This is a genomic window from Limnospira sp. (genome assembly GCF_051859755.1).
Classification (GTDB): Bacteria; Cyanobacteriota; Cyanobacteriia; order Cyanobacteriales; family Microcoleaceae; genus Limnospira; species Limnospira fusiformis.
Window position 1 is genome coordinate 44,351 of sequence record NZ_JBIMLI010000007.1, and the last position, 22,484, is coordinate 66,834.

At 45.7% G+C, this 22,484-nt stretch carries 19 protein-coding genes; 9 read left to right on the forward strand and 10 right to left on the reverse strand.

Annotation, left to right across the window (positions count from 1 at the left end):
* Nucleotides 1–349: 349 nt before the first annotated feature.
* From ACTIE0_RS02455 to ACTIE0_RS02465, 3 genes are all read left to right on the forward strand, one after another.
* Nucleotides 350–904 carry a PadR family transcriptional regulator gene (locus tag ACTIE0_RS02455; RefSeq protein ID WP_006668985.1) on the forward strand — a complete coding sequence of 185 codons (555 nt, stop codon included), beginning with the start codon at nucleotides 350–352 and terminating at the stop codon, nucleotides 902–904.
* Nucleotides 905–1,002: 98 nt separating this feature from the next.
* A complete protein-coding gene (locus tag ACTIE0_RS02460; RefSeq protein ID WP_006668984.1) occupies nucleotides 1,003–2,577 on the forward strand; it encodes an efflux RND transporter periplasmic adaptor subunit in 1,575 nt (524 codons plus the stop codon).
* 42 nt (nucleotides 2,578–2,619) lie between these two features.
* The gene (locus ACTIE0_RS02465) at nucleotides 2,620–5,886 is read left to right on the forward strand and encodes an efflux RND transporter permease subunit (protein WP_006668983.1); all 3,267 of its coding nucleotides are present in this window, start codon (nucleotides 2,620–2,622) and stop codon (nucleotides 5,884–5,886) included.
* On the opposite strand, the gene ACTIE0_RS02470 is transcribed toward ACTIE0_RS02465, so the two are convergent.
* Complete coding sequence (locus ACTIE0_RS02470; RefSeq protein WP_006668982.1) at nucleotides 5,887–6,516, reverse strand: TMEM165/GDT1 family protein; 630 nt, start codon at nucleotides 6,514–6,516, stop codon at nucleotides 5,887–5,889.
* A 418-nt stretch (nucleotides 6,517–6,934) separates the two neighbouring features.
* Here ACTIE0_RS02470 and malQ point away from each other — a divergent pair, with 418 nt between their 5' ends.
* Nucleotides 6,935–8,452: a 4-alpha-glucanotransferase gene (gene malQ, locus ACTIE0_RS02475; RefSeq protein WP_006668981.1), complete on the forward strand. Its 1,518-nt coding sequence runs from the start codon at nucleotides 6,935–6,937 to the stop codon at nucleotides 8,450–8,452.
* 8 nt (nucleotides 8,453–8,460) lie between these two features.
* Here malQ and ACTIE0_RS02480 read toward each other — a convergent pair whose 3' ends face one another.
* Both ACTIE0_RS02480 and ACTIE0_RS02485 read right to left on the reverse strand, forming a co-directional pair.
* Nucleotides 8,461–9,387: a helix-turn-helix domain-containing protein gene (locus tag ACTIE0_RS02480; RefSeq protein ID WP_006668980.1), complete on the reverse strand. Its 927-nt coding sequence runs from the start codon at nucleotides 9,385–9,387 to the stop codon at nucleotides 8,461–8,463.
* 12 nt (nucleotides 9,388–9,399) lie between these two features.
* The gene (locus ACTIE0_RS02485; RefSeq protein ID WP_006622711.1) at nucleotides 9,400–10,173 is read right to left on the reverse strand and encodes a pseudouridine synthase; all 774 of its coding nucleotides are present in this window, start codon (nucleotides 10,171–10,173) and stop codon (nucleotides 9,400–9,402) included.
* Between the two features lie 225 nt (nucleotides 10,174–10,398).
* Here ACTIE0_RS02485 and ACTIE0_RS02490 point away from each other — a divergent pair, with 225 nt between their 5' ends.
* On the forward strand, nucleotides 10,399–11,091 hold the full coding sequence (locus ACTIE0_RS02490; RefSeq protein WP_006668979.1) for an LmeA family phospholipid-binding protein: 693 nt from the start codon (nucleotides 10,399–10,401) through the stop codon (nucleotides 11,089–11,091).
* On the opposite strand, the gene ACTIE0_RS02495 is transcribed toward ACTIE0_RS02490, so the two are convergent.
* From ACTIE0_RS02495 to ACTIE0_RS02505, 3 genes are all read right to left on the reverse strand, one after another.
* Nucleotides 11,088–11,978 (reverse strand): phosphatidate cytidylyltransferase, encoded by an 891-nt coding sequence (locus ACTIE0_RS02495; RefSeq protein WP_006622713.1) that lies wholly within the window; start codon nucleotides 11,976–11,978, stop codon nucleotides 11,088–11,090. The two genes, ACTIE0_RS02490 and ACTIE0_RS02495, sit on opposite strands and share 4 nt — an antisense overlap.
* Before the next feature lie 94 nt (nucleotides 11,979–12,072).
* Nucleotides 12,073–12,675: a precorrin-6Y C5,15-methyltransferase subunit CbiT gene (gene cbiT, locus ACTIE0_RS02500; RefSeq protein ID WP_006668978.1), complete on the reverse strand. Its 603-nt coding sequence runs from the start codon at nucleotides 12,673–12,675 to the stop codon at nucleotides 12,073–12,075.
* Between the two features lie 59 nt (nucleotides 12,676–12,734).
* The gene (locus ACTIE0_RS02505; RefSeq protein ID WP_006668977.1) at nucleotides 12,735–14,225 is read right to left on the reverse strand and encodes an aminotransferase class I/II-fold pyridoxal phosphate-dependent enzyme; all 1,491 of its coding nucleotides are present in this window, start codon (nucleotides 14,223–14,225) and stop codon (nucleotides 12,735–12,737) included.
* Between the two features lie 114 nt (nucleotides 14,226–14,339).
* Between ACTIE0_RS02505 and ychF the strand changes: the two genes are divergently transcribed.
* Nucleotides 14,340–15,431: a redox-regulated ATPase YchF gene (ychF, locus tag ACTIE0_RS02510; protein ID WP_006622716.1), complete on the forward strand. Its 1,092-nt coding sequence runs from the start codon at nucleotides 14,340–14,342 to the stop codon at nucleotides 15,429–15,431.
* Nucleotides 15,432–15,577: 146 nt separating this feature from the next.
* Nucleotides 15,578–15,922: a phage holin family protein gene (locus tag ACTIE0_RS02515; protein ID WP_083806237.1), complete on the forward strand. Its 345-nt coding sequence runs from the start codon at nucleotides 15,578–15,580 to the stop codon at nucleotides 15,920–15,922.
* A 73-nt stretch (nucleotides 15,923–15,995) separates the two neighbouring features.
* On the opposite strand, the gene ACTIE0_RS02520 is transcribed toward ACTIE0_RS02515, so the two are convergent.
* The gene (locus ACTIE0_RS02520; protein ID WP_006668975.1) at nucleotides 15,996–16,340 is read right to left on the reverse strand and encodes a hypothetical protein; all 345 of its coding nucleotides are present in this window, start codon (nucleotides 16,338–16,340) and stop codon (nucleotides 15,996–15,998) included.
* Between the two features lie 95 nt (nucleotides 16,341–16,435).
* On the opposite strand from ACTIE0_RS02520, the gene ACTIE0_RS02525 reads away from it, so the two are divergent.
* Nucleotides 16,436–17,965: a YifB family Mg chelatase-like AAA ATPase gene (locus ACTIE0_RS02525; protein ID WP_006668974.1), complete on the forward strand. Its 1,530-nt coding sequence runs from the start codon at nucleotides 16,436–16,438 to the stop codon at nucleotides 17,963–17,965.
* 34 nt (nucleotides 17,966–17,999) lie between these two features.
* On the forward strand, nucleotides 18,000–19,865 hold the full coding sequence (gene ftsH, locus ACTIE0_RS02530) for an ATP-dependent zinc metalloprotease FtsH (protein ID WP_006622720.1): 1,866 nt from the start codon (nucleotides 18,000–18,002) through the stop codon (nucleotides 19,863–19,865).
* A 9-nt stretch (nucleotides 19,866–19,874) separates the two neighbouring features.
* On the opposite strand, the gene ACTIE0_RS02535 is transcribed toward ftsH, so the two are convergent.
* The 3 genes from ACTIE0_RS02535 to ACTIE0_RS02545 all read right to left on the reverse strand — a co-directional run bounded on the left by ACTIE0_RS02535 (nucleotide 19,875) and on the right by ACTIE0_RS02545 (nucleotide 22,121).
* Nucleotides 19,875–20,471, reverse strand: a complete 597-nt coding sequence (locus ACTIE0_RS02535) for a hypothetical protein (RefSeq protein ID WP_235720188.1) — start codon at nucleotides 20,469–20,471, stop codon at nucleotides 19,875–19,877.
* Complete coding sequence (locus tag ACTIE0_RS02540; RefSeq protein WP_006668972.1) at nucleotides 20,458–21,381, reverse strand: inorganic phosphate transporter; 924 nt, start codon at nucleotides 21,379–21,381, stop codon at nucleotides 20,458–20,460. The genes ACTIE0_RS02535 and ACTIE0_RS02540 overlap by 14 nt, the downstream gene beginning before the upstream one ends.
* A 77-nt stretch (nucleotides 21,382–21,458) precedes the next feature.
* The gene (locus ACTIE0_RS02545) at nucleotides 21,459–22,121 is read right to left on the reverse strand and encodes a DUF47 domain-containing protein (RefSeq protein ID WP_008056024.1); all 663 of its coding nucleotides are present in this window, start codon (nucleotides 22,119–22,121) and stop codon (nucleotides 21,459–21,461) included.
* Nucleotides 22,122–22,484 lie beyond the last annotated feature (363 nt).

A 22,484-nucleotide genomic window follows, 5' to 3' on the forward strand; every position in this document is an offset into this window, starting at 1 on the left:
ACCATCTCGGTTATCTGGCTTAAAGTTTAGCGGTCAACGATTAATCTTTAATCCTCAACCCTTAAACCTTAGACTGTCAACCCTCAACTGATAAAACTTAAACCTCGATTAAATCCTGGGGTTTGGTTATGGGTTCCATAAAACCTTGAGTTTATCCACCAGGCTGGGAGGTCAGCACCTTTTTATGAGATGATTGATACTGTTTTTTGGTGGTTGGTATGGGTGGATCTGCCATACAGAGGGGGAGAGAAAACCTGAGACTAAAGGCGATCGCCAACTTTTTTAGCCTATTTCTTGACTGGTAGGCGAAAATTGGCTATATTGTCAACACAAGTATCAATTTGATATAATGTTGGAACTATCTGCATTAGGGCTACTACAGCGCGAACCTTTACACGGCTATCGACTGAAGCAGCGCCTAGAGCTGTTTATGGGAAGTTGTATCAGTGTTAACTATGGTGCAATTTATCCCTTGCTGAAACGTTTGGAAGAACGGGGATATATTCAAGTTATCCTAGAAGAGGCAGGGGACGCGGGTTCGAGTCGGAAGGTTTATGGTATTACCGCGGCCGGACGTGAGCGATGGTTATACAAAATGCTAGAACAGCCACAAGAGAGCTGGGTTAAAAGCCGTTCTAGGTTTCTAATTAAGTATTTCTTTTTTAGTGACTTAAATCTACAAAACCGCCTGTTGTTGCTAGAATATCGCCTCAGAGCTTGTGAGGAAAGGATGAAATATCTGAATCATAAAGAGGTTGAATATGTGCCGATTGATTCCTATCAATTAGATATCTGGAAAAGGGAGAATTTTGTGTTAGAATCGGAGGTAAAATGGCTGAGTCAAACCTACGATAATTTGCAGCAGGAAATAGAGGGAGTGGATTCTCTGTCGGAAGATAGATAACAAATTTAAATAGCTGTCAGGTACAATGGCAGTAGACCAGGTAAATTTATCGGGTCGCTAATTTTCGAGAAAATCTTATAATCATACTACAATTTATTATGTCTTATCCATCATCAGAATCATCAAACCCGAATTATCATCAGTCTGTAGTGGAAGTTGAGGGGATACCTGAACAGTCACAAAGAGAAGACCAAAAGCAGATAGAAAGCGATCGCCATTCGGAATCAGAACCTAGTAATAAATCGGGTTTGGTATCAGCCACGGTAGGAATATTACTCGCCCTAGGAGTAGGCTTTGCTGGGGGTCAATGGTGGCATTCTAGTAAAGCGCAAGCGGACACTACCCCAGCGGCGGCGACTAATTCCCCCCAAAGACCGAGGGGAGTTCCGGTGAGAGTAGCCAGCATAGAAACTAGGAACTTTCAGGATGCTGGGGAATTTGTGGGAACGCTACAAGCGCGGGAGTCGGTGGAAGTAAGATCGGAAATAGACGGGAGAATCACCCAAGTATATGTTAGGTCAGGGGAAATGGTAAATCAAGGGCAGGCGATCGCCCGTTTAAGAAGTGATGACCTAGAAGCGCAACTGCGACAAGCCCAAGCCAACCTAGTACGAACCCAAGCCAGAGTATCAGAATTACAAGCCGGAAGTCGCCCGGAAGAAATTGCGGAAGCCCGTGCGAGATTAGGGGAATCTATCGCCCGCCTAAGTGATGCGGAATCGGGTAGTTTACTGGCAGAAATCAATCAAGCGAAAGCCCAAATAGATGCCAATATAGCAGCAGCAGAATTAGCGGAAAAACGGGTAACTAGATTTCAAGAACTCACGGAAGCCGGGGCAATTTCCAGAGATGAATTTGATGCTTTAGTGTCGCAAAAACAAACCGCCCAAGCCAACCTGAGAGCATCCGAAAGACGACTAGAACAATTGCAGCAAAATCGCCAATCAGAAATAGCCCTGAGACAAGCGGGAGTCGAACAATCTGAACAGGCGTTAAGACGATTAGAAAGCGGCACGAGACCCCAAGAAATCGACCAAGCGGAAGCCCAAGTAGCGGAAGCCGCCGCCCGTGTTCGCCAGTTAGAAGTGCAGCTACAAGAGACGACTGTACAAGCACCTTTTACGGGGATAGTTGGTGATGTGACGGCGAGACCGGGAGACTTTGTGAGCCGGGGTGAGACCTTAACCACCCTCACAGAAAACGATCGCCTAGAATTGAGATTATCTATTCCCCTAGAACGCCAAGGCGACCTACGAGAGGGACTAGCAGTAGAAATGCAAGACCCCCAAGGTGAACCTATAGGAACCGGACGCATTAGCTTTATTTCCCCGACGGTAGATCCTAATTCTCAAAGTATCTTAGCCAAAGCGACATTTACTAATCCTGACGGACTCCTCCGTACTGGTCAATTCGTGAGGGCGCGGGTAATTTGGAATGAAAAACCAAACACAGTAGTTGTACCCATGACCGCCGTACAATTTTCGGGAGATGAAAGGTTTGTATTTACCACGGAAGGGGGAGAAAATCCCACCGCCAAAAGACAGGTAATTCGGTTAGGTTTAATTAGGGAGCAATATGCGGAAGTGGTGGAAGGTTTACGACCGGGTGAAAAACTGATAGTTTCCGGTATTCAAAGACTGTCAGATGGTGCAGCTATCAATCCTCAAAATTAACTGGGGTCGAGTCCAAGAGTCAATAAATAGTGAGGGTTAATTGTGTTTACCAATTTCTTTATCAAACGTCCTGTTTTTGCTACGGTCTGTTCCCTGGTAATTATCCTAGTCGGTTTTGTGGGATTCACCCGACTACCTGTGCAAGAATTTCCCAGCATTGATCCTCCGATTGTGAGAGTTAGGACTACCTATCCGGGGGCGAATGCGGAAGTAGTAGAAACGGAAGTTACGGAGATTCTGGAGGCGGCTATTAACGGGGTTCAAGGATTAAGAACCATGACCTCCTCTAGTCGAGAAGGGCTAAGTTCTATCAATGTTGAGTTTGAATTGGAACGGGATTTAGAAGTAGCCGTCCAGGATGTTCTCTCCCGTGTGTCTAGGGCGACGGGGCGACTACCTTCTGATGTGAATAACCCGGTAGTTTCTAAGGATGGTAGCGACGACGATCGCATTATGTGGATTGCCATATATGGCGATCGCTTTAGCACATTAGAACTCAGTAATTATGCCGACCAATTCCTGAGAAACTCCCTAGAAACTGTTAACGGGGTCGGTAGTATTTTCATCGGTGGGGAACGTCGCTACGCCATGAGAATTTGGCTAGATGCTAAACGGATGGCCGCCCGCAATGTGACCCCCCTAGATGTAGAAAATGCCCTACAGAGACAAAACGTAGAAATCCCTAGCGGTCGCATCGAAGGTGAGACCATGGAATTTCCCGTCCGCACCCTAGGAAGACTACAAACCCCCCCTGAATACGAAGACCTAATTATCAGACGCAACCCCGACGGTACACAAATACGCATCGGAGATATTGGCTATGCAGAAATCGGCGCAGAAAGCGATCGCACCATTGCCAGATTTAGGGGTCAACCCGCCGTTACCATAGGAGTTAGTAGACTTTCCGACGCGAACCTTTTAGAAGTGGCTACAGGGGTTAAGGAAAGAATGAAAGAACTTTCCCAAAACTTCCCCGAAGGCATGAATTATACCGTAGCAGTAGACTACTCGGAATTTGTGCAAGTTGCCATTGATGAAGTATGGCAAAGTCTCCTGTTAGCCATATCCCTGGTGGTGTTAGTCATCTTCCTATTTCTGAAAAACTGGCGGGCTACCCTAATTCCCACCATCACCATTCCCGTTTCATTAATTGGCGCATTTGGTGCCATGTTTTTTCTGGGATTTTCCATTAATGTATTGACCCTATTTGCCCTAACCCTAGCCACCGGATTAGTGGTAGATGATACCATTGTGGTTTTAGAAAATATCGTCCGCTATATTGACGAGAAGAAAATGCACCCTTTCCAGGCTGCCATTCATGCCATGGGGGAGGTGGTATTTGCTGTAATTGCCACTACTGTGGTGCTAATTGCCGTATTTGTGCCAGTCAGTTTTTCCGGGGGAGCAACCGGACAGATTTTTAATGAATTTGCCATCACCCTAGCCATTTCTGTGGTCTTCTCATCCTTCGTTGCTCTCACCTTAGCGCCCGCTGTTTCGGCGATTATCTTAAAACCATCCCACAGCAGTAAAAACCTGTTGATGAGGCTGCTATCAGCCCCTCTGAATGCCTTTGATTGGCTGCTCGATCGCATCGCGAATATCTATGATGCCAGTTTGCGATTGTTGATCTCATTGAAACCTGTAATTTTGCTGGGATTTGTAGCATCTCTGGGTCTCACAGCTTGGCTATTTGTACAATTGCCTCAAGGGTTTTTGCCAACGGAAGATAGGGGGCGGATTTTTGTGCCGATTAATGCTCCCGAAGGTGCGAGTATAAACTATACTAATAATGTGGTTCAGGAAGTTGAAGAAATCTTGGCTGATGTCCCGGAAATGCGGGCATTTTTTACCCTAACCGGATTTGGGAGAGGCGCAGCCCAAGCTAACCGAGGCTTTGCTTTTACTAGCCTTGTCCCTTGGTCAGAACGTACAGAACCGGAACAGTCTCAACAGGCGATCGTGCGACGTTTATTTGGCAAGTTTTCGCAAATTACCGATGCCATGGTATTTGCAATTAATCCGAGTTCACTACCAGGAAGTCGCCTCGGTCAACCTGTACAATTTGTGCTTCAGGGAAATGATATTAGCGAGTTGGCACAAGTTTCGGAACAATTGGCTATGGCGGCGAATGAATTACCTCAGTTGGTCAATATGGACACCGATTTAAAGCTGAATAAGCCGGAATTGGTCTTAGAGGTAAATAGATCCCAAGCCGGAAATTTGGGGGTTTCTGTGCAAGAAATAGCCCGGACTTTGCAAATTATGCTGGGTGGTCGGGAAATTACCAATTTTAACCGGGGAAATCAACGTTATGAAGTGATAGTTAGGGGACAGTCGGAATTTCGGGCTAGTCCTGAAGATATTGGGGAAATATCTGTGCGATCGGAGTCCGGTCAAATGGTCCCCCTCAGTAATTTGGTGACTATCCGTGACTCGACTCTACCACCGCAAATTAACCACTTTAACCGCTTCCGGTCGGCGACTTTAGAAGGTAGTGCCGCCCCAGGATATAGTCTCGGTGAAGCCTTAGAAGCACTCCAAGATCTAGCCGATCGCACTATTCCTGAGACCATGAGAACAGACCTAGCTGGAGAGTCCCGCGAGTTTAGTCAAGCTGGAGACGCGACAATTTACATTTTCGGGTTATCCCTAGCCTTTATTTTCCTAACTTTGGCGGCGCAGTTTGAAAGTTTTGTGGATCCGTTTGTGATTTTATTAGCGGTCCCCCTATCCCTATTAGGTGCTTTTGGGGCGCTATGGTTTGCTGAATTGGAGTTAAATATTTATAGCCGCATTGGTTTGATTATGTTAATCGGACTTTCGACTAAAAACTCCATTCTCATTGTGGAATTTGCTAACCAACTGCGAGAAATGGGGCGGTCTATTACTCAGGCGGCGATCGAGGCGGGAAAAGTCCGTTTTCGACCCATTTTGATGACGGCTTTATCGACTATTTTTGGGGTCATGCCTCTGGCTTTTGCCACAGGTGCGGGTGCAGTTAGTCGGGTTTCTATTGGTATGTCCGTCATGGGAGGAATGCTGGTTTCCACTCTACTGAGTTTGTATATTGTGCCAGTGTTTTATATCATTGCTACCACTTTACAGTCCCGTTTAGTGGGTGATAAACACCCCGCCACCCGTCAGGCTTCAGAACCTGTGTATTATGCCCCAGAAAATGCTAATGGTAACGGCTACACTATCATAACTGGCAATGGCAATGGCAATGGCAATGGCAATGGCAAAACTACGGTTAATAAACCTTTAGAAACAGCCCCAAAATCCAGTCATGATAGTTCCCAAAACTGATTAAACGGAAACGTTTTCGACACCATTAATTAAAGCCACCAAGCCGAAAACAATAAATAAACATCCGCTAACGGCTGTAATGGTGCGTTCGGAAATGCGACCCGCAATTATGCGGCCTCCCAAAACGGCGATCGCAGTTGAGATACTATGCCCTAAAATCACCCCTGATATTACTCCCACGGGGTGATAAGTGGCTGCTAAAGCAATGGTAGCAATTTGAGTGCGATCGCCCCACTCCGCGAGGAAAGTTAAAGTAAACGCTTCCAGCAATATCCGCAGCTTCGACTTATTATTAGCTAAATTTGACGCGGCTACTGCCTTCCTAGCCTCCTCTTCTTCCTCACCACAGGACTGAGAGGACGGCATTTTACTTGCTTGGTATAACAATTTAATTCCAAATAAACCAAACAGGGAAATCGTCGCCCAGTGCAGATAAATTTCCGGCAAGAAAGCCACCACTCGACCCATAACCACAGCAATAATTGTCATAGATGCCAAAGCTGCCACCACCCCGGTAAAAACCAGCCTTCTCGGGTATCGCATTGACAAAATAACAGCAATAAAAAAGGTTTTGTCACCTAATTCCGACAAGCTAATCAATAAAAGTCCCGCCGTAAATGCAGTTAACATATTATCAGTGTTTCCTCCCCTTGAATAAATAGGACATAGAGCCGATAATTAGCGCCCCAAGCATTGTATCATAAAAATCCGATTTTCGTCGCAATTTACGGTTAATAAATAGGGCATTTCATAAATTAATCATCTTGGTTTCATCGAGGTTTCACAATTCCGGCAATCCGGTAATATCAACCCATGAAAGAGTAGGTAAGATGATAGTGATTATGAAGAGTCCCACTACCAGAACCGAGAGCGATCGCCCTAGAGTTTGGACAGAATCAGCTTTTAATTATGCCAAATCCGTCCCTAGCAGGAGTAAAATGTAGGACAGGGGATGGTATTTTCCTGATGGCAGGTGGATCAAGAAGCTGTGCCGAGAGGACAAGCCACCCTGTCACCAGTGGAAACAATTATATCTTTTAGGTTTCTTATGTCATTTCAGCCCAGATCTAGCGGCATTTTATTACACCCTACCTCCCTACCAGGTCGATATGGCATCGGGGACATAGGGCCGAATGCTTATCAGTTTGTGGACTTTCTCAGAGACAGTCACCAACAACTGTGGCAAATCCTGCCCCTAGGTCCAACCGGGTTTGGAAATTCTCCTTACCTTTCCTATTCCGCCTTTGCGGGAAATCCTCTGTTAATCAGTCCTGATATGTTAGCCGAGACCGGACTACTGACAGCAAAAGATTTAGACAAAATCCCCACCCTACCCACAGATATGGTGGATTTTGACCGGGTAAGAGAACTGAAAACCCCTCTATTTCTTAAAGCCTTCCAGAATTTTCGGAAACAGGAACCATCAGACCTTCATCGCGAATTTGATGAATTTTGTGGCCAGAAAAGCTACTGGCTAGATGACTATGCCTTTTTTATGGCTCTCAAAGATGCCCAAGACGGGGCGAGTTGGCACACTTGGGATGATGAAATTTCCCGGCGCAAGCCAGAAGCGATGAAAAAATGGCAGGAAAAACTGAGCGAAGAAATCTTTTTCCAGAAGTATCTGCAATTTACCTTCAATCGTCAGTGGGCAAATTTGAAGCGCTACGCCAATGAACAGGGAATCCAGATTTTTGGAGATTTGGCGATTTATGTAGCCCATGATAGTGCGGATGTGTGGTCTCATCCCGAAATTTTCTGTTTAGACGGAGAAACGGGAGAGGCGGCGTTAATGGCAGGAGTCCCACCCGATTATTTTAGCGAAAGTGGGCAACTGTGGGGTAATCCGGTTTATAACTGGGATCGCCTTAAACAAAATGGGTTTGATTGGTGGGTGCATCGTATTCAATCAATGTTGGATTATGTAGACCTTATTCGGATTGACCATTTCCGGGGTCTGGAGTCTTTTTGGGCAGTTCCCCAGGGGGAAACTACTGCCATGAATGGTGAGTGGGTAAATGCACCGGGAGAGGATCTATTCCACACCATTGAGGAAAAGTTAGGACGACTGCCGATTATTGCTGAAGATTTGGGGATTATTACGCCAGAGGTGGAAGCCTTGCGGGATAAATTTGAGTTACCGGGTATGAAGGTGCTGCATTTTGCATTTGATTCAGGACGGGATAACCCCTATTTACCCTATAACTACACTTCCCCTAATTGGGTGGTGTATACGGGAACCCATGATAATGATACGACTGTGGGTTGGTTTAATAATCGATCGCTTAAACAACAGGCTCATGTAACTCGTTATTTAGGTTATCTAGGTGAGGTGCTAAATGATGGCATTCACTGGGATATGATTCGGCTGGCTTTGTCATCAGTGGCTAATCAGGCAATTTTCCCCCTACAAGATGTGTTGGGATTGGGAAGTGAGGCTAAAATGAATAAACCCAGTACCGCTGAGGGTAACTGGGCTTGGCGTTGTGAGCCTGGGTTGCTAACTGATGAAATTGGCGATCGCCTGAAGTTCTGGACAGATACCTATGGACGCGCGCCTAGATAAAAGGTGAACTAGGAACTGGGAATATCGGCGGTTTCATCGCTATTCCCAGCCTTAAATACCGCTTCTTGCACCATTCCCGGTTCTCCCAAGCGTCTGGCTTCGCCGTTGTTGACCTTCACCAATACGCCTCCGGCATTTCCGGCCACTACCACCACTTCAGTTTTAGCTGTCCAGGTTTTTTGAGTGCCACCGGGTAATATTCCCTGAAATTCGGTTTTTCCGTCTATTTCAATCAGTACCCAAGACTCATCCTTAACCACTATTCCCACTTCAACATCCTGAATAATAGGTTGTGGTGCGGGTGCGGGTGTCGGTGCGGGTGCGGGTGTCGGTGCTGATGATTCTGCTACCACTACGGTAGTGGAAGATTGAGACACTAACTGACTCTGTGGGGGGGATGGTGTTGTGGTTACCGGATTTGGCTGTGGCGTGACCACAGTATCCCCACTAGCTGATTCTGTCTGTGTAACTGCTAATTCACCGGATTGGGGAACCAGATAAGACAGCGCATTAACGGCACAAATAATCAGTAGAGTATAAGTTAGATACAGATGAGTTGGCCGTAATTGTGGCAGAGACAGCAATTTAAGCGATCGCGCCAGAGTCTTTTCCCCAGATTCCGGTAAAAAGAAATTGGCTAACTCCTCTCCATTCAGCCCCAAAGCATCCGCATATTGGCGAATCAGACCCTGAGTATAAATAGGTTCAGGTAGGTTATCTATTTCACCCTCTTCGATGGCTTGGAGTAAATGGGTGCGAATACGGGTATAAGCTGCCACCATACCCAAGGAGAAGGAATTTTTCATCCTGGCATCACGCAACTGTTGACCAATATCTGATAGGCGTTGTGCCTGGTCATGATCAACTCGATTTTGTGGTTGCTTGTGATTTTCGGATCTATTTTGAAAAATTGGGTGAGTAAGAGTTAATTTCATAAGCCATGATCCTCAAGAACAACTGCCAGATTTCCAGACACAGACTCGATTCTTTAGCAAATGCACTTCAGAGTTTTTCAGGGATCTATATTCACCTGAAGCTAATTCAGGTTTCCCAGTCGAGTTGAGATAAATAGGCCCAATTGCTGTCCGATGCAGTTGAACCACTGGATAACCGAGAGCCTCTGCTACTCGCCGAATCTGTCGGTTTCTCCCTTCTCGTAAAACCACTTCTAGCAAAGTCTGAGAGCGGCTCGGTTTCCCGATGGGCCTAACTTGAGCTGGTAATGTGTTTTTACCAGATAGTAGGATACCTTGTCTCCACTGTTCTAAAACAGATTCTGGAGGACAGCCTTGGACTAGAACTTGATAGGTTTTAGCTACATGATAACGGGGATGGGTTAAAAGAAATGTCAGTTCACCATCATTTGTGATGAGTAATGCACCGGTTGAGTCGCTGTCTAAGCGACCTACGGGGTGCAGTCCCTGTCCGACTCGCATTTGACGCGGCAGCAGGTCTAAAACCGCTTTTCGGCCTTGGGGTTCTGCACAGGTGCAAACTACGCCTAGGGGTTTATTTAGCAGTAGGTATAGGGGTTGGGGTTGACTGGAAGGGTGCAGTGCGCGTCCGTCAATTTCAATGCGATCGCATTTGGGATCTGCTTTCTGGCCTAAATAAGCGCGATCGCCATTTACTTTGACCCTTCCTGATAGTATCATCTCCTCGGCATGACGACGAGAGGCGACTCCCCAGTGAGATATGATTTTCTGTAGCCTTTCATTCATAGAGGTTGACGACAGGGCATCCCTTATGGATGTTGGATTACAACGGGGTGATTTGCTGGGTAGAAGGCACTGATTTTCCTTAACTATGGGAGTTATAGGAGTTTCCGTAGTAGTGGATCAATCTGTAGGTGAGACTGACGAGTTAGATTCTTGCATATATCTATGCTGCATATACCAATATTACAACAATTCTTGATTTTTTGATAACAAATTAACAGCGAGATTATGACGGGGACTAAAACTGAGGAAAAGAAACTGATCGCAACGGTTCTATCGGCGGCGCTACAGCTTTGGTTGCGATCGCAAGTGGAGGGGGTAGAATCTTTAAAAATCCACGTCGGAGGTGGTAACCGATCGCTACTAAGGGGATCTATTCCCACCGTGTCCGTCTCAGCCAAGGCTGTGATTTATCAGGGCTTGCATCTTTCCCAAGTGGCTTTGAGTAGTTCCGGTATCCGTATCAATTTACGTCAGGTTCTCCAGGGTAAGCCTTTACAGCTTCTGGAAGCGATCCCGGTTGATTGTGATTTGCAAATTCTCGCCTCGGATCTTAATGCTTCCGTGAGTTCGCCACTTCTAGCCAATGCCATTACCCAACTGCTACAGTCTCACTTACCACTGACTGAGGGAACCCTCGAACATCTGCAATTAAGGCTCAATAGCGATCGCCTGACCTTAAATGCTGATTTAATCACAGATTCCCATGGGGCGATCGCCCTTAGTTTAGATAGCCAATTACAGCGGATCAGTTCCACCCAACTGTTACTACACCAGCCCTATATCAAAGCCGATCCCCTCATTAGTGCCACTGTGCTAGAGTCAATTCCGATTGACTTAGGAACTGATGTAGATATTGAGGATCTGAGTATCAGTAAGGAACAGCTTACCCTACGGGGGAAAATTTGGGTCAATCCCTAGGTTTTGAATAAAGGTAGCACCAAGGTGACAAAGTAATAGACTAGGGGGGCGGTAAAAACATAGCTATCAGCGCGATCGAGAATGCCGCCGTGACCGGGGATGAGTTGACCGGAATCTTTGACTCCAGCATCGCGCTTCATCATTGATTCGGTCAGGTCTCCCAAAAGACTAGCTATGCCAATTATAATACCCAGGGCGAAACCTGTCCAGAGAAACTGCGGCCATTGCAGAAACCAAGCACCAGCGATCGCCACTCCAATGCTACCTAAAATCCCGAATATAGCGCCCTCTACGGTTTTTTTGGGGCTAATATCAGAAAGTCGGGTCCGCCCCAAAAATTTCCCAAAAATGTATGCGCCAATATCCGCCGCCCAAATGCAACCAAAAGCCAGCAGACTGGCGGTCAATCCTTCAGTGAGGGTATAGGATAAATCCCACGATGGCGGAAAGTATCTGAGTTGAGGTAGGTTAGTGGTGACATGGGTTAACAGGGGACTGGAACCATCTAGCCCCACCCGTAGCCTAATCCAATAACTGGGTAAGTATCCACCATAAAACAGACCCAAAATGGAGGCGGCAATATCAGCAATGCTAGAGATTCTGGGTTGAAATAGCAAGTAGAAGCAGATCAGGGTTCCGGCTAGAGCGAAGATAGCATCTACTAGGTTGGGGGCGATCGCCGCCGTAACTAATAGGGCTTGACTGACAACTAGGGTAGTTTTCCCGGCTGGTTCGATGCCTTTAGCCCGCACCAGTTGAAAGTATTCTAACTGACCTAGGTACACAATCACCCCAAAGCCGAGGGTAAAGTACCATCCCCCTAGGGTTAGCATGAGCAAGGCGAGGGCGATCGCCACAATTCCACTGATGACACGAGACCAAGACATGGTTGATTAACAAGTGAACTGAATAGCAAATTGGCAAAAGATGACAGAGAAGTTACCCTGACCGCCTAGGGTAGAATAAGGGGTAATTTCCGCATTAACTGATTTTCTCACCACTAAGGATAAACATAGGATCAATTGCTACTAAACTTTGCGATCGCCCTCGACTCTCCAGGCGGTTAATGGAAGATTGGACTACCTCCACATTCCGCACCTGTAATTGAGCAAACCCTTCCGAAATTAGGTACAAGGTCTCTAAATTTGACGCAGTGGCTACAAGACGGCCTTGGGGCTGTAAATATTGCCACACCGTAACTAGAATATCTTTGATGGCTTTTCCTCCCTCTAAACAGACGCGGTGGGGAAGGTTCTTGAGTCCATGCAAACAGTCGGGGGCGTTTCCTTCAATGACATCTACATTGGTGACACCGAAGCGATCGCAATTAGTGCGGATCAGATTAGCCACTTCCCCATCTCTTTCCACGGCAATAATTCTACCCTGGGGACATAATAAACCAGTTTCTACCGCAATGGTTCCAGTTCCCGCCCCAATATCCCACACTATACAATCTGGCTGTAGCCGTAGATAGGAAATCAACAGCAATCTTACCTCCCGTTTACTCATGGGAATTCCTGGTAAACGTTCAAATAGGTCATCGGGAATGCCTGGGGTAATATAAGGCCAAAGTGGGGAAGACATAAAATAATTGGTGACTTGTGCTGCTAGGGGACTTGAAATAGAAAGCCAGGGCGGGAGTTTCAATGATCAATTACCCGCAGGGTTGCTAAGGTATTATCGCTACATCCGGTAATTTCTCCCCCCAAGGCTTGTACCTGTTGCAAAAATGCGATCGCTTTTTTAGATATAGCTTCCCCCGGCCACAAAATTGGCACACCTGGGGGATAGGGACAAACACACTCAGCGCTAATTTTACCCGGACAGTCTGGAGTTGGTAGTGAGATGGTTTTGGCAAAAAAGGCATCTCGGACAGACATCGCCGAAACCTCAGCTATGGGGGTAGCAAAGGCTGATATAGTATCGATCATCTGCCAGTCCGGCTGGTTTAGTGTGGGGGAATTTTCTAGTTCTCCAGATACAGCCTGCTGGCTGAGAAATGCGAATCCCTTAATCATCTGATCGATATCCCCTTGGCTGTTGGCGGGACTGATGATCATCGTCAAGTGTTCGAGATCTGGTAACTCAGCAGTTACCCGAAACTGTTGATGCAGAATTGTGTCTGCTTCATAACCACTTAACCCGCAGTCGCTGACCTTAACCGTTAACCGGGTTGGGTCTAAAGCAACACACCCAGCAGTTACCGGGGGATGATAGACCCGTAAACCGGGTAAGTTTTCTAATTGAGTTTTTGCCCTCTGTGCTAATTCTAGCGCTTCTGTGAGCCTTTTTTGACCCTGATTGACCATTTGATGGCGGGCTGCATCCAGAGAAGCTAACAGCAGATAACTGGGGCTGGTGGTTTGTAGCATTTGTAGGGCGTTATCCAGACGGGTGAGGTTGATGCGATCGCCTTTAATCTGTACCATTGAGGCTTGATTCATTGCCCCTAGCACTTTATGGGTAGATTGTACCGTTAAATCAGCCCCGCATTGTAGGGCGCTTGGGGGTAGTTGCTGATGAAAGTGAAAATGTCCGCCATGGGCTTCGTCTACCAGTAGGGGGATGTTATAGTTATGAACTATGGTGGCTATGGCTGCTAAATTACCACAGATGCCGTGATAGGTGGGATATACTACCATCACGGCTTTGATGTCTGGGTGTTCATCTAGGGCTTGGGCGATCGCTTTTGGGGTCAGACTCAGCGGTAAATGCCAATCCTGGTCATATTCAGGATTAATAAAAATAGCCCGCGCCCCCGATATCACTAATCCTGAGATTACCGATTTATGAATGTTTCGCGGTAGGAGAATTTTGTCTTCTGGGTCACAGGTCGCTAAAATTGACGCGATAATCCCCACCGTTGAACCATTGACCAAAAATCTGCACAGGTCGCCCCCAAACGCTGCCGCTGCTAATTCCTGAGCCTGTTTAATCACTCCCTCCGGTGCGAATAGATTATCTAATTCTGGCAATTCTGGCAAGTCCGCCCTAAATACTTGCGACCCGAAAACCGCGGCCAAAGATTCGGGAATTCCCTGTCCCCGCCGATGTCCTGGGGTATAAAAAGCCGCACCCGGTGTTTCCGCCGCTTGTTTAAGGGCTGTTAATAGGGGAGTTTGATTTTGATCCATAATTGATCCACATCCACACAGGTCGCAGATTCCGGCTGATCTATTATTTAGATTTTGACTGTTTACTGGTATTATAACATATATCCAACCACTATAAAAATTTTATAGAACTGTATGCTTACCGCCGGAATTGTAGGATTACCTAATGTCGGAAAATCTACTCTTTTTAATGCCCTAGTTGCTAATGCTAAAGCCCAGGCTGCTAATTTTCCCTTTTGTACCATTGAACCTAATGTCGGGGTCGTCGCGGTTCCTGATCAACGTTTACAGGTATTAGCTAAAATTTCTAATTCCGAACAAATTGTCCCTACCAGAATTGAATTTGTTGATATCGCTGGACTCGTGCAAGGTGCTAGTCAAGGGGAGGGATTGGGTAATCAGTTTCTCTCCCATATTCGGGAGGTAGATGCGATCGTTCAGGTCGTCCGCTGCTTTGAAAATGATGATATTATTCATGTGTCCGGTTCCGTCGATCCGGTGCGGGATATTGAAATTATTAATCTGGAATTGGCTTATCGTGATTTGTCTCAGGTAGAACGTCGCATAGAACGCACCCGCAAACAAGCCCGCACTAGCAAAGAAGCCCAGTTAGAATTGGGTGCTTTAGAGAAAATTGCCGCCGTCTTAAACGAGGGAAAATCTGCCCGTTTGGTCGATTTATCCGAAGAAGAAGCCGAGGCGATTAAGGGCTTGGGTTTATTGACCAGAAAGCCGATTATTTATGCGGCTAATGTGTCCGAAGATGATTTGGCTACCGGTAACGAATGGGTGGAAAAAGTGAGAGCGATCGCTTCCCAAGAAAATGCCCAAGTTGTGATTATATCCGCTCAAGTAGAATCAGAACTTGTAGAACTTTCCGACTCCGAAAAGCAGGACTTTTTGGAATCACTGGGAGTGCAAGAAGGCGGTTTAAAATCCCTAATTGCGGCTACCTATAAACTCTTAGGACTGAGAACATTTTTGACCACCGGACCCAAAGAAACTCGCGCCTGGACTATCCACGAGGGAATGTCCGCACCCCAAGCCGCCGGAGTTATTCACTCTGATTTTGAAAGGGGTTTTATCCGCGCCGAAACCGTAGCTTATCAAGACTTAGTTACTCATGGGTCTATGAATGCGGCTAAGGATAAAGGCTTAGTCCGCAGTGAAGGTAAGGAATATATCGTCCAAGAGGGGGATGTCATGTTGTTCCGATTTAATGTTTAATAGAGTTGGCGGGAGATTTCTTTCAGGGGTGAGGTAGAATTACTCAACTCAAGGCTGGCGGGTCATGGCTGATTAATTAGTAACACATCTCATCAAGAAATCCTCCGACCATACAACTTAATACTGAGGTCTAAATGATGGGTCTAATGAATTTAATCATTGCTTGGTTGGTGACTGCGGTCAGCTTATTTTTAATTGCTAAACTCAGCAAATTTACCGGGGTAGAAATTGAAGACTTTAAAAAAGCCTTAACATCCTCCGCTGTTTTCGGGTTATTAAATCTCTTAGTCCGACTTGCTGTCCCTCTGACCGTGGTTTTTTCGAGTTTCATTATCACCTTATTGTTGAATATGGCGATTTTTGGACTAGCGGCTTGGCTAGTGAGAGGTTTCTATCTCCGTCGGGGTATTTGGAGTGCTTTAATTGGCGCTTTGGCTTTGAGTTTCATTAACTCGATTTTATACGAAGTTCTCGAGAATGTTGGGATTTAAAGAGAGAGGTCAACTGAAAAGTTAGTGGCTATATGGGAATGGCTTACTCCCTTATAGCCATTAATTAGGATGGTTAGTGAGGCGATTTCGGTTGAGTTTTGAGAATCGCACTTTTCAAGAGTTCTTTATTAATTGTTGTGGGTGTAGCCGCCGCAGAATTAGCGCCAGGACGCGCCGTAGCCGCTGGGAAATGGGAAGTTTCCGTAAAATTCCAATGATTGAGAATGTCCAATTGTGCATCAACAATGGGATCATATTTTTCGTACCAACTAGCGATCGCCGTTGATAAAGTTTCGATATCATCTGGTAAAGGTTCAATTAAAGTCAGCAGTTCTTGACATTTAGCATCAGTGAACAATTTAGGCTGAGTTGTCAGGAGTTTAATAAACGCTTCTAGGTTTTGCTTATAGAAAGACATAGCAGTTAGTTAAGATTTTCTGAAATTTAGGATAATACTTATCCTACTAATATACCATAAAAATAGCCATCCTACAAGTCATCAATAATTGTATTATGTTAGCGAGAGTTTGGAGTGCGTCCGTAGTTGGTATTGATGCGGTAAAAGTCGGAGTTGAGGTAGATCTTTCGGGAGGACTCCCCAAAATCATTGTTTTAGGTTTACCTGATACAGCGGTTCAGGAGTCGCGGGAAAGGGTGAAAGCCACCCTCAAAAATGCTGGTTATAGTTTCCCCATGGGAAATATAGTAATTAACCTAACTCCCGCCGATTTGCGGAAGGAAGGGCCTTGTTTTGACCTCCCGATAAGTATTGGTATTTTAGCAGCTTCCGAACAGATAAAAGCCGATTTATTGGGAGATTTTCTGTTTTTAGGGGAAGTATCCTTAGATGGAAGTTTGCGTCCGGTAGCGGGGGTATTACCTATCGCAGCCGAAGCGCAAAATATGGGAATTACTGGCTTAGTAGTTCCCGAAGACAACGCTAGGGAGGCGGCGGTAGTTCAGGGGGTTTCGGTGTATGGTTTTAAGTCGATTTTCGAGGTAGTAGATTTTCTGAATAATCCCGACAATCATCAGCCCATCAGGTTAGATAGTTCGCGGATTTTAGCTACCCCAAAATCCACTAATTTAGACCTAAAAGATGTTAAAGGACAATCCCACGCCCGCCGCGCCTTGGAAATTGCTGCCACCGGGGGTCATAACCTCATTTTTGTAGGTCCGCCAGGTAGTGGTAAAACCATGTTAGCGAGACGTTTACCAGGTATTTTACCGCCGTTAAACTTTGAAGAAGCCCTAGAAGTTACCCGCATTCATTCGGTAGCGGGACTGTTAAAAAATCGGGGAACTTTAGTGAGCGATCGCCCCTTTCGTAGCCCCCACCATTCCGCCTCTGGACCCTCTTTGGTAGGTGGTGGAAGTTATCCCAAACCGGGGGAGATTTCTTTAGCCCATCGCGGCATTTTGTTCCTCGATGAATTAACCGAATTTCGCCGGAATGTTTTGGAGTTTTTAAGACAACCCCTAGAGGATGGATTTGTCACCGTCACCCGCACCCGTTTATCAGTCGTTTTCCCCTCCCAATTCACCTTAATTGCGAGTACAAATCCCTGTCCTTGTGGATATTATGGCGACCCCATACAAGCCTGTACCTGTTCTCCTCGTCAACGGGAACAATATTGGGCAAAACTATCAGGTCCTCTGATGGATAGGATTGATTTGCAAGTAGCAGTTAACCGACTCAAGCCGGAAGAAATTACCCGCCATTCCAACGCGGAATCATCAGAAACTGTACTAGAAAGAGTCCAAAAAGGACGGGAAAGGGCTTATCATCGATTCCAAGATGAACCCCATTTACAGTGTAATGCAGAGATGCAGAGTCGCCAAATTCAGCGGTGGTGTCAACCGGACGACGCAGGTTGTCAACTTCTCGAAGCAGCTATCCGCCGTCTAGGACTGTCGGCGCGGGGAAGCGATCGCGTTTTGAAAGTAGCCAGGACGATCGCCGACCTAGCGGGAGAGGACAACATCAAACCTAACCATATTGGCGAGGCTATTCAATATCGCACATTAGATAGAATGCAGTAGAATAGATAATAGATCTCCACTGTGGTATCAACCTATGAGTATTAAGAAAAAACCGAAAATTCCTAAATCCAGAAAAATCGCTAATTTACTCTTAATTCTAGCCGGGTTGATTTTAATTGGCAATTGGTTAGTGCCGCAAATTACTCGACCCAGAATTCCCAAAGTTCCCTATAGTTTGTTTATCCAACAAATTGAAAGGGGGGAGGTTAAAGCGGTGTTGCTGGGAGATAATGAAATTCGCTATCAACTGCGATCGGAAGGAGACGAACCCCCCCGAATTTTAGCGACTACTCCAGTTTTTGACCCGGAACTTCCCAGACGTTTACAAGCCCTAGGAATAGATTTTGGTGCGCCTCCACCTCCCCAAAATGCCTGGTTTAATGTCTTGTTAAATTGGGTGGTTCCGCCATTGATTTTAGTGGCGGCTTTTCAATTTTTTATGAAACGAGACCCCCAAGGTGCTTTATCAATTAGCAAAAGTAAAGCGAAGGTATATGTGGAGGGAGAGTCGGAAAAAATTACCTTTAATGATATTGCGGGAGTTGAGGAAGCAAAAGCTGAACTAGCGGAGGTGGTAGACTTCCTCAAAAATCCCCAAAGATTTATCGAAATTGGCGCGAGAATTCCCAAGGGTTTACTATTAGTAGGGCCGCCAGGGACAGGTAAAACTCTGATGGCGAAAGCAGTGGCTGGAGAGGCGGGAGTCCCGTTTTTTAGCATTTCGGCTTCGGAATTTGTGGAGTTATTTGTAGGGACTGGGGCGGCGCGAGTTAGGGATTTATTTGAACAGGCAAAAACGAAGGCACCTTGTATTATTTTTATTGACGAATTAGATGCGATCGGCAAATCCAGAAGCGGCGGGGGTGGCGGTTTTCAAAGTGGTAGCAGTGATGAAAGAGAACAAACCCTTAACCAATTATTGACGGAAATGGATGGGTTTGCAGCGGGGGCGGAAACGGTGATTGTGTTAGCTGCTACTAACCGCCCAGAGGCTTTAGATGTGGCTTTATTACGTCCGGGAAGGTTTGACCGTCAAGTGTTGGTTGATCGTCCTGACTTGGCAGGTAGAAAAGCGATTTTAGATATCTACGCGAAACGGGTTAAATTAGCCTCTGATGTGGATATGCAAGCGATCGCTACTCGTACTCCTGGTTTTGGGGGTGCAGACCTGGCGAATTTAGTTAATGAGGCGGCTTTGTTGGCGGCGAGAAGGCATCGGAAACTGGTCGGACAACAAGAGTTTTATGAAGCCATAGAAAGGGTGGTTGCTGGGCTGGAAAAACGCAGCCGGGTTTTGAGTGAGAAAGAAAAGAAAATTGTCGCTTATCACGAAGTCGGACACGCTATAGTTGGGGCGTTAATGCCGGGGGGTGGAAAGGTGGCTAAAATTTCGATTGTTCCCCGTGGTTTAAGTGCTTTAGGCTATACATTAAAAATGCCGACTGAGGATAGATTTTTAATGGATGAAACTGAATTTCGCGAACAAATTGCCACTTTATTAGGGGGGAGGGCTGCGGAAAAAATTGTTTTTGAACGGGTGACTAATGGGGCTTCTGATGACCTGCGCCGCGCTACTAATTTGGCGGAAAAAATGGTGACTACTTACGGTATGAGTCAAGTCCTAGGCCCTTTGGCTTATGAGGAAGGGGGAAAACCTAACTTTTTGGGAATGGGTGATGGTAATAGACGACGTTCTATTAGTGAAAAAACAGCGGAGGCTATTGATGCAGAAGTTCGGGAAATTGTGGAAAATGCTTATCAACAAGCCTTGGATATTCTGGAATTTAACCGAGATTTATTAGATACGATATCCCTGAAAGTTTTGGAAACTGAGGTTATCGAAGGGGAGGAATTACAAGGGCTTTTAGATGTTGTGAAAAATCCCGCCATTGACAGTTAGACGGTCAGCCTAGTTAACCATTCTCAGGGGTGCATGAAAGCGATCGCCTACATAATTAAGTTGTTGCTGTAGTTTGGTGTTATCATCTTTATAGCGGGTTATGGGCGGCTGAAATTGCCAGGACTCTGATTCTTCGGCGAGGGCTTCTGCTAACTGCCAACGATGAAAAAATGTCCGCCCAGATAACCGCCCAATGGCACGAATTTGGTCGGAATTGAGATAGCTTGTATTCAGGTTTTTAATTTGGAAAGGGTCGATATATATTAGGTGAATTTGGGCGAGGGAAAGCAGTTGTTTTTCCTGTTTTTTATCTAGGGTCATGCGCGCCCTAACTTCATCTCGAAAATTGACCCCGCCGCTAATAGTGCGATCGCTGATATCTTGTAGGGGTTCGGTAGGTATTCCCACCTGTTCCAATTTGTTTAAAACTGTTTGGGATAGCTGATATTCCACACTTTGATAGACGGGTTGATTAAAGACATTTTGTAAAATAAATAGCATAACTAGACTAATAATGGCTGCTATAATAGGGGTGGAAACCCAGCCGGAAGCAATACCCAATAAAACACGCCAGCGAATTTGGCGGGCGCTTTTAATACCCTTCAAAAGTCCAATGCCAATAACCCCCCCCAACGACGGCTTGAGAACTAGAAACGGGAATGAGGGGAATAGTCGGTAAGCCGGCATTAGCTAACAGGCTTTCTAACCCGGTGGAAGAAAATATATATAATACTAAAGAATGGGCGACAACGACGACAAACGCGGCGACGGGAGAGAGAGGCATTAAGCTATTACCAACGGTCATCATTACCCGTTTTGAGTAAGTGTAAACACCAATAGCGATCGCAATTCCCCCCATTAAGAACAGTTGTTGAACTGAGGAAATACTCACGGACCCAATATTAAAGTTAGTGAAGGGTGAAGAAGACACAAACACCCCCATAACATTACCAATATTATTAGCGCCGAGGGCTAATGAACCGAAAGCGCCTGCTAAAATTAACCCAGCGCGGGTATAAAGATCTAACCGCAGCAAATGCAGTCTCAGACGGTCGAGAATAGCTATGACCACCAAATAAAGCCCGGCGGCGAAAATAGCGCCCAAGATGGGGCAAGCAACCCAGGTTCCGAGAATTTTTATGAGGGTATCGGTATCTGTTATGGAACCACTAAATTGATTCCAGCCAATAATAGCACCGACAACGGCTTGGGTGGTGGAAACAGGTAAACCAATTTTGGTCATCCAGAAGACGGTTAAAGCAGCAGCAAAAGCAGCAGTAAAAGCACCAGCAATGGTATTAACAGCGCCTAATTCTCCGAGTCCAGCAGCGGCACCAGCCCCCCCCACTACTGCGCCGATAATTACGAATATACTACAGATAAAGGCTGCTGTACTAAACTTTACCATGCGACTACCAACGGCAGTCCCGAAGACATTGGCGGCATCATTTGCGCCCAAAGACCAGCCTAGAAATAAGCCACTGGATAGAAAAATTAAAATTGCGATCGCGTCCATGTTTACCTGATTTATGACTGGCTTACCAGAGAAAATTTAACTAAATTTTCCCGCAAATAGGAGATAATTAAGCAGTTTTAGAGGACTCGCTTAATCGCATAAATTGATAACTCATCCCCAGCATCTTCAGCAGCATCAGCGAGACGGTCAATCAAATCAACTCCGTCGCGTAACTGCATTTTACGTTCCAAAGGCAGTTGAGAATTAAAGATATTTGTTTTGAGTCTAATAGCAATGCGATCGCTTTCTGTTTCATAGACTCGGACGCGATAAAGATGATCGCGAACCGCATCAGGATGACGGAAAAAAGCCCGCGCCGCAATGACAACAGTTTCCACACTTTTAACCACCATTCCCGTCAATTCTTTAAAGTCTTGATCATAGTCTTCTGGAATATCTGGATGTTCAATAATAATGCTTTGATAACTGTCGCCAAACAAATCAATTAAATAGTATAAATCCTCCAACAAACTTAAAACATCACCCCGGGAGTCAGGAATCAACATTTCCGTATATAGTTGGGATTCAATCGCCCGCCTAAGTTCATTGCATCGCCTCTTTAAATCCCGCAATTGCTGCATTTTATTCTCACAGCTTGCCGTCACATATTGAGAATCTAAATAAGCGGAAATTCCCATCTCAAAATATAGACATCCTTCAGATATCTTATCCAGAAACTCATCTATTTGACCTTCGATAAATTTAGTTTTACCAAACAAAGGCGGAATGTCTTTTTTCATAATATTTCTACCCATAAAACGCCAAGATTAACCGCCCCCAATAATCTCACTAGAGGCGGGCGATACCAATTTCAACTTTCACCAGTAACAATCCCTGATTTTATCATTAATTGACCAGAGATAAAGAAACCCGGTTTTTGTGAGATTTTATTTATATTCACCAAGTTGAGTCGCTTGGGTGGAGTCACCAAACCTAACACCACTATCTGTGAGTTAATGTTGGGTTTCACCCAACCTACAAAATAGATTCGTGTTGGGTTTCGCCCAACCCAACAAATAAATTCGTGTTGGGTTTCACCCAACCTACCTTCTGGGTTTCACCCAACCCAACAAATAAATTCGTGTTGGGTTTCACACAACCTA

What these genes read in the sequence shown, in the direction of transcription:
- ACTIE0_RS02455 (WP_006668985.1), top strand. Translation starts at nt 350, where the DNA reads ATGTTGGAACTATCTGCATTAGGGCTACTACAGCGCGAACCTTTACAC.
- ACTIE0_RS02460 (WP_006668984.1), top strand. Translation starts at nt 1,003, where the DNA reads ATGTCTTATCCATCATCAGAATCATCAAACCCGAATTATCATCAGTCT.
- ACTIE0_RS02470 (WP_006668982.1), bottom strand. Translation starts at nt 6,516, where the DNA reads ATGTTAACTGCATTTACGGCGGGACTTTTATTGATTAGCTTGTCGGAA.
- malQ (WP_006668981.1), top strand. Translation starts at nt 6,935, where the DNA reads ATGTCATTTCAGCCCAGATCTAGCGGCATTTTATTACACCCTACCTCC.
- ACTIE0_RS02480 (WP_006668980.1), bottom strand. Translation starts at nt 9,387, where the DNA reads ATGAAATTAACTCTTACTCACCCAATTTTTCAAAATAGATCCGAAAAT.
- ACTIE0_RS02485 (WP_006622711.1), bottom strand. Translation starts at nt 10,173, where the DNA reads ATGAATGAAAGGCTACAGAAAATCATATCTCACTGGGGAGTCGCCTCT.
- ACTIE0_RS02490 (WP_006668979.1), top strand. Translation starts at nt 10,399, where the DNA reads ATGACGGGGACTAAAACTGAGGAAAAGAAACTGATCGCAACGGTTCTA.
- ACTIE0_RS02495 (WP_006622713.1), bottom strand. Translation starts at nt 11,978, where the DNA reads ATGTCTTGGTCTCGTGTCATCAGTGGAATTGTGGCGATCGCCCTCGCC.
- cbiT (WP_006668978.1), bottom strand. Translation starts at nt 12,675, where the DNA reads ATGTCTTCCCCACTTTGGCCTTATATTACCCCAGGCATTCCCGATGAC.
- ACTIE0_RS02505 (WP_006668977.1), bottom strand. Translation starts at nt 14,225, where the DNA reads ATGGATCAAAATCAAACTCCCCTATTAACAGCCCTTAAACAAGCGGCG.
- ychF (WP_006622716.1), top strand. Translation starts at nt 14,340, where the DNA reads ATGCTTACCGCCGGAATTGTAGGATTACCTAATGTCGGAAAATCTACT.
- ACTIE0_RS02515 (WP_083806237.1), top strand. Translation starts at nt 15,578, where the DNA reads ATGAATTTAATCATTGCTTGGTTGGTGACTGCGGTCAGCTTATTTTTA.
- ACTIE0_RS02520 (WP_006668975.1), bottom strand. Translation starts at nt 16,340, where the DNA reads ATGTCTTTCTATAAGCAAAACCTAGAAGCGTTTATTAAACTCCTGACA.
- ACTIE0_RS02525 (WP_006668974.1), top strand. Translation starts at nt 16,436, where the DNA reads ATGTTAGCGAGAGTTTGGAGTGCGTCCGTAGTTGGTATTGATGCGGTA.
- ftsH (WP_006622720.1), top strand. Translation starts at nt 18,000, where the DNA reads ATGAGTATTAAGAAAAAACCGAAAATTCCTAAATCCAGAAAAATCGCT.
- ACTIE0_RS02540 (WP_006668972.1), bottom strand. Translation starts at nt 21,381, where the DNA reads ATGGACGCGATCGCAATTTTAATTTTTCTATCCAGTGGCTTATTTCTA.
- ACTIE0_RS02545 (WP_008056024.1), bottom strand. Translation starts at nt 22,121, where the DNA reads ATGAAAAAAGACATTCCGCCTTTGTTTGGTAAAACTAAATTTATCGAA.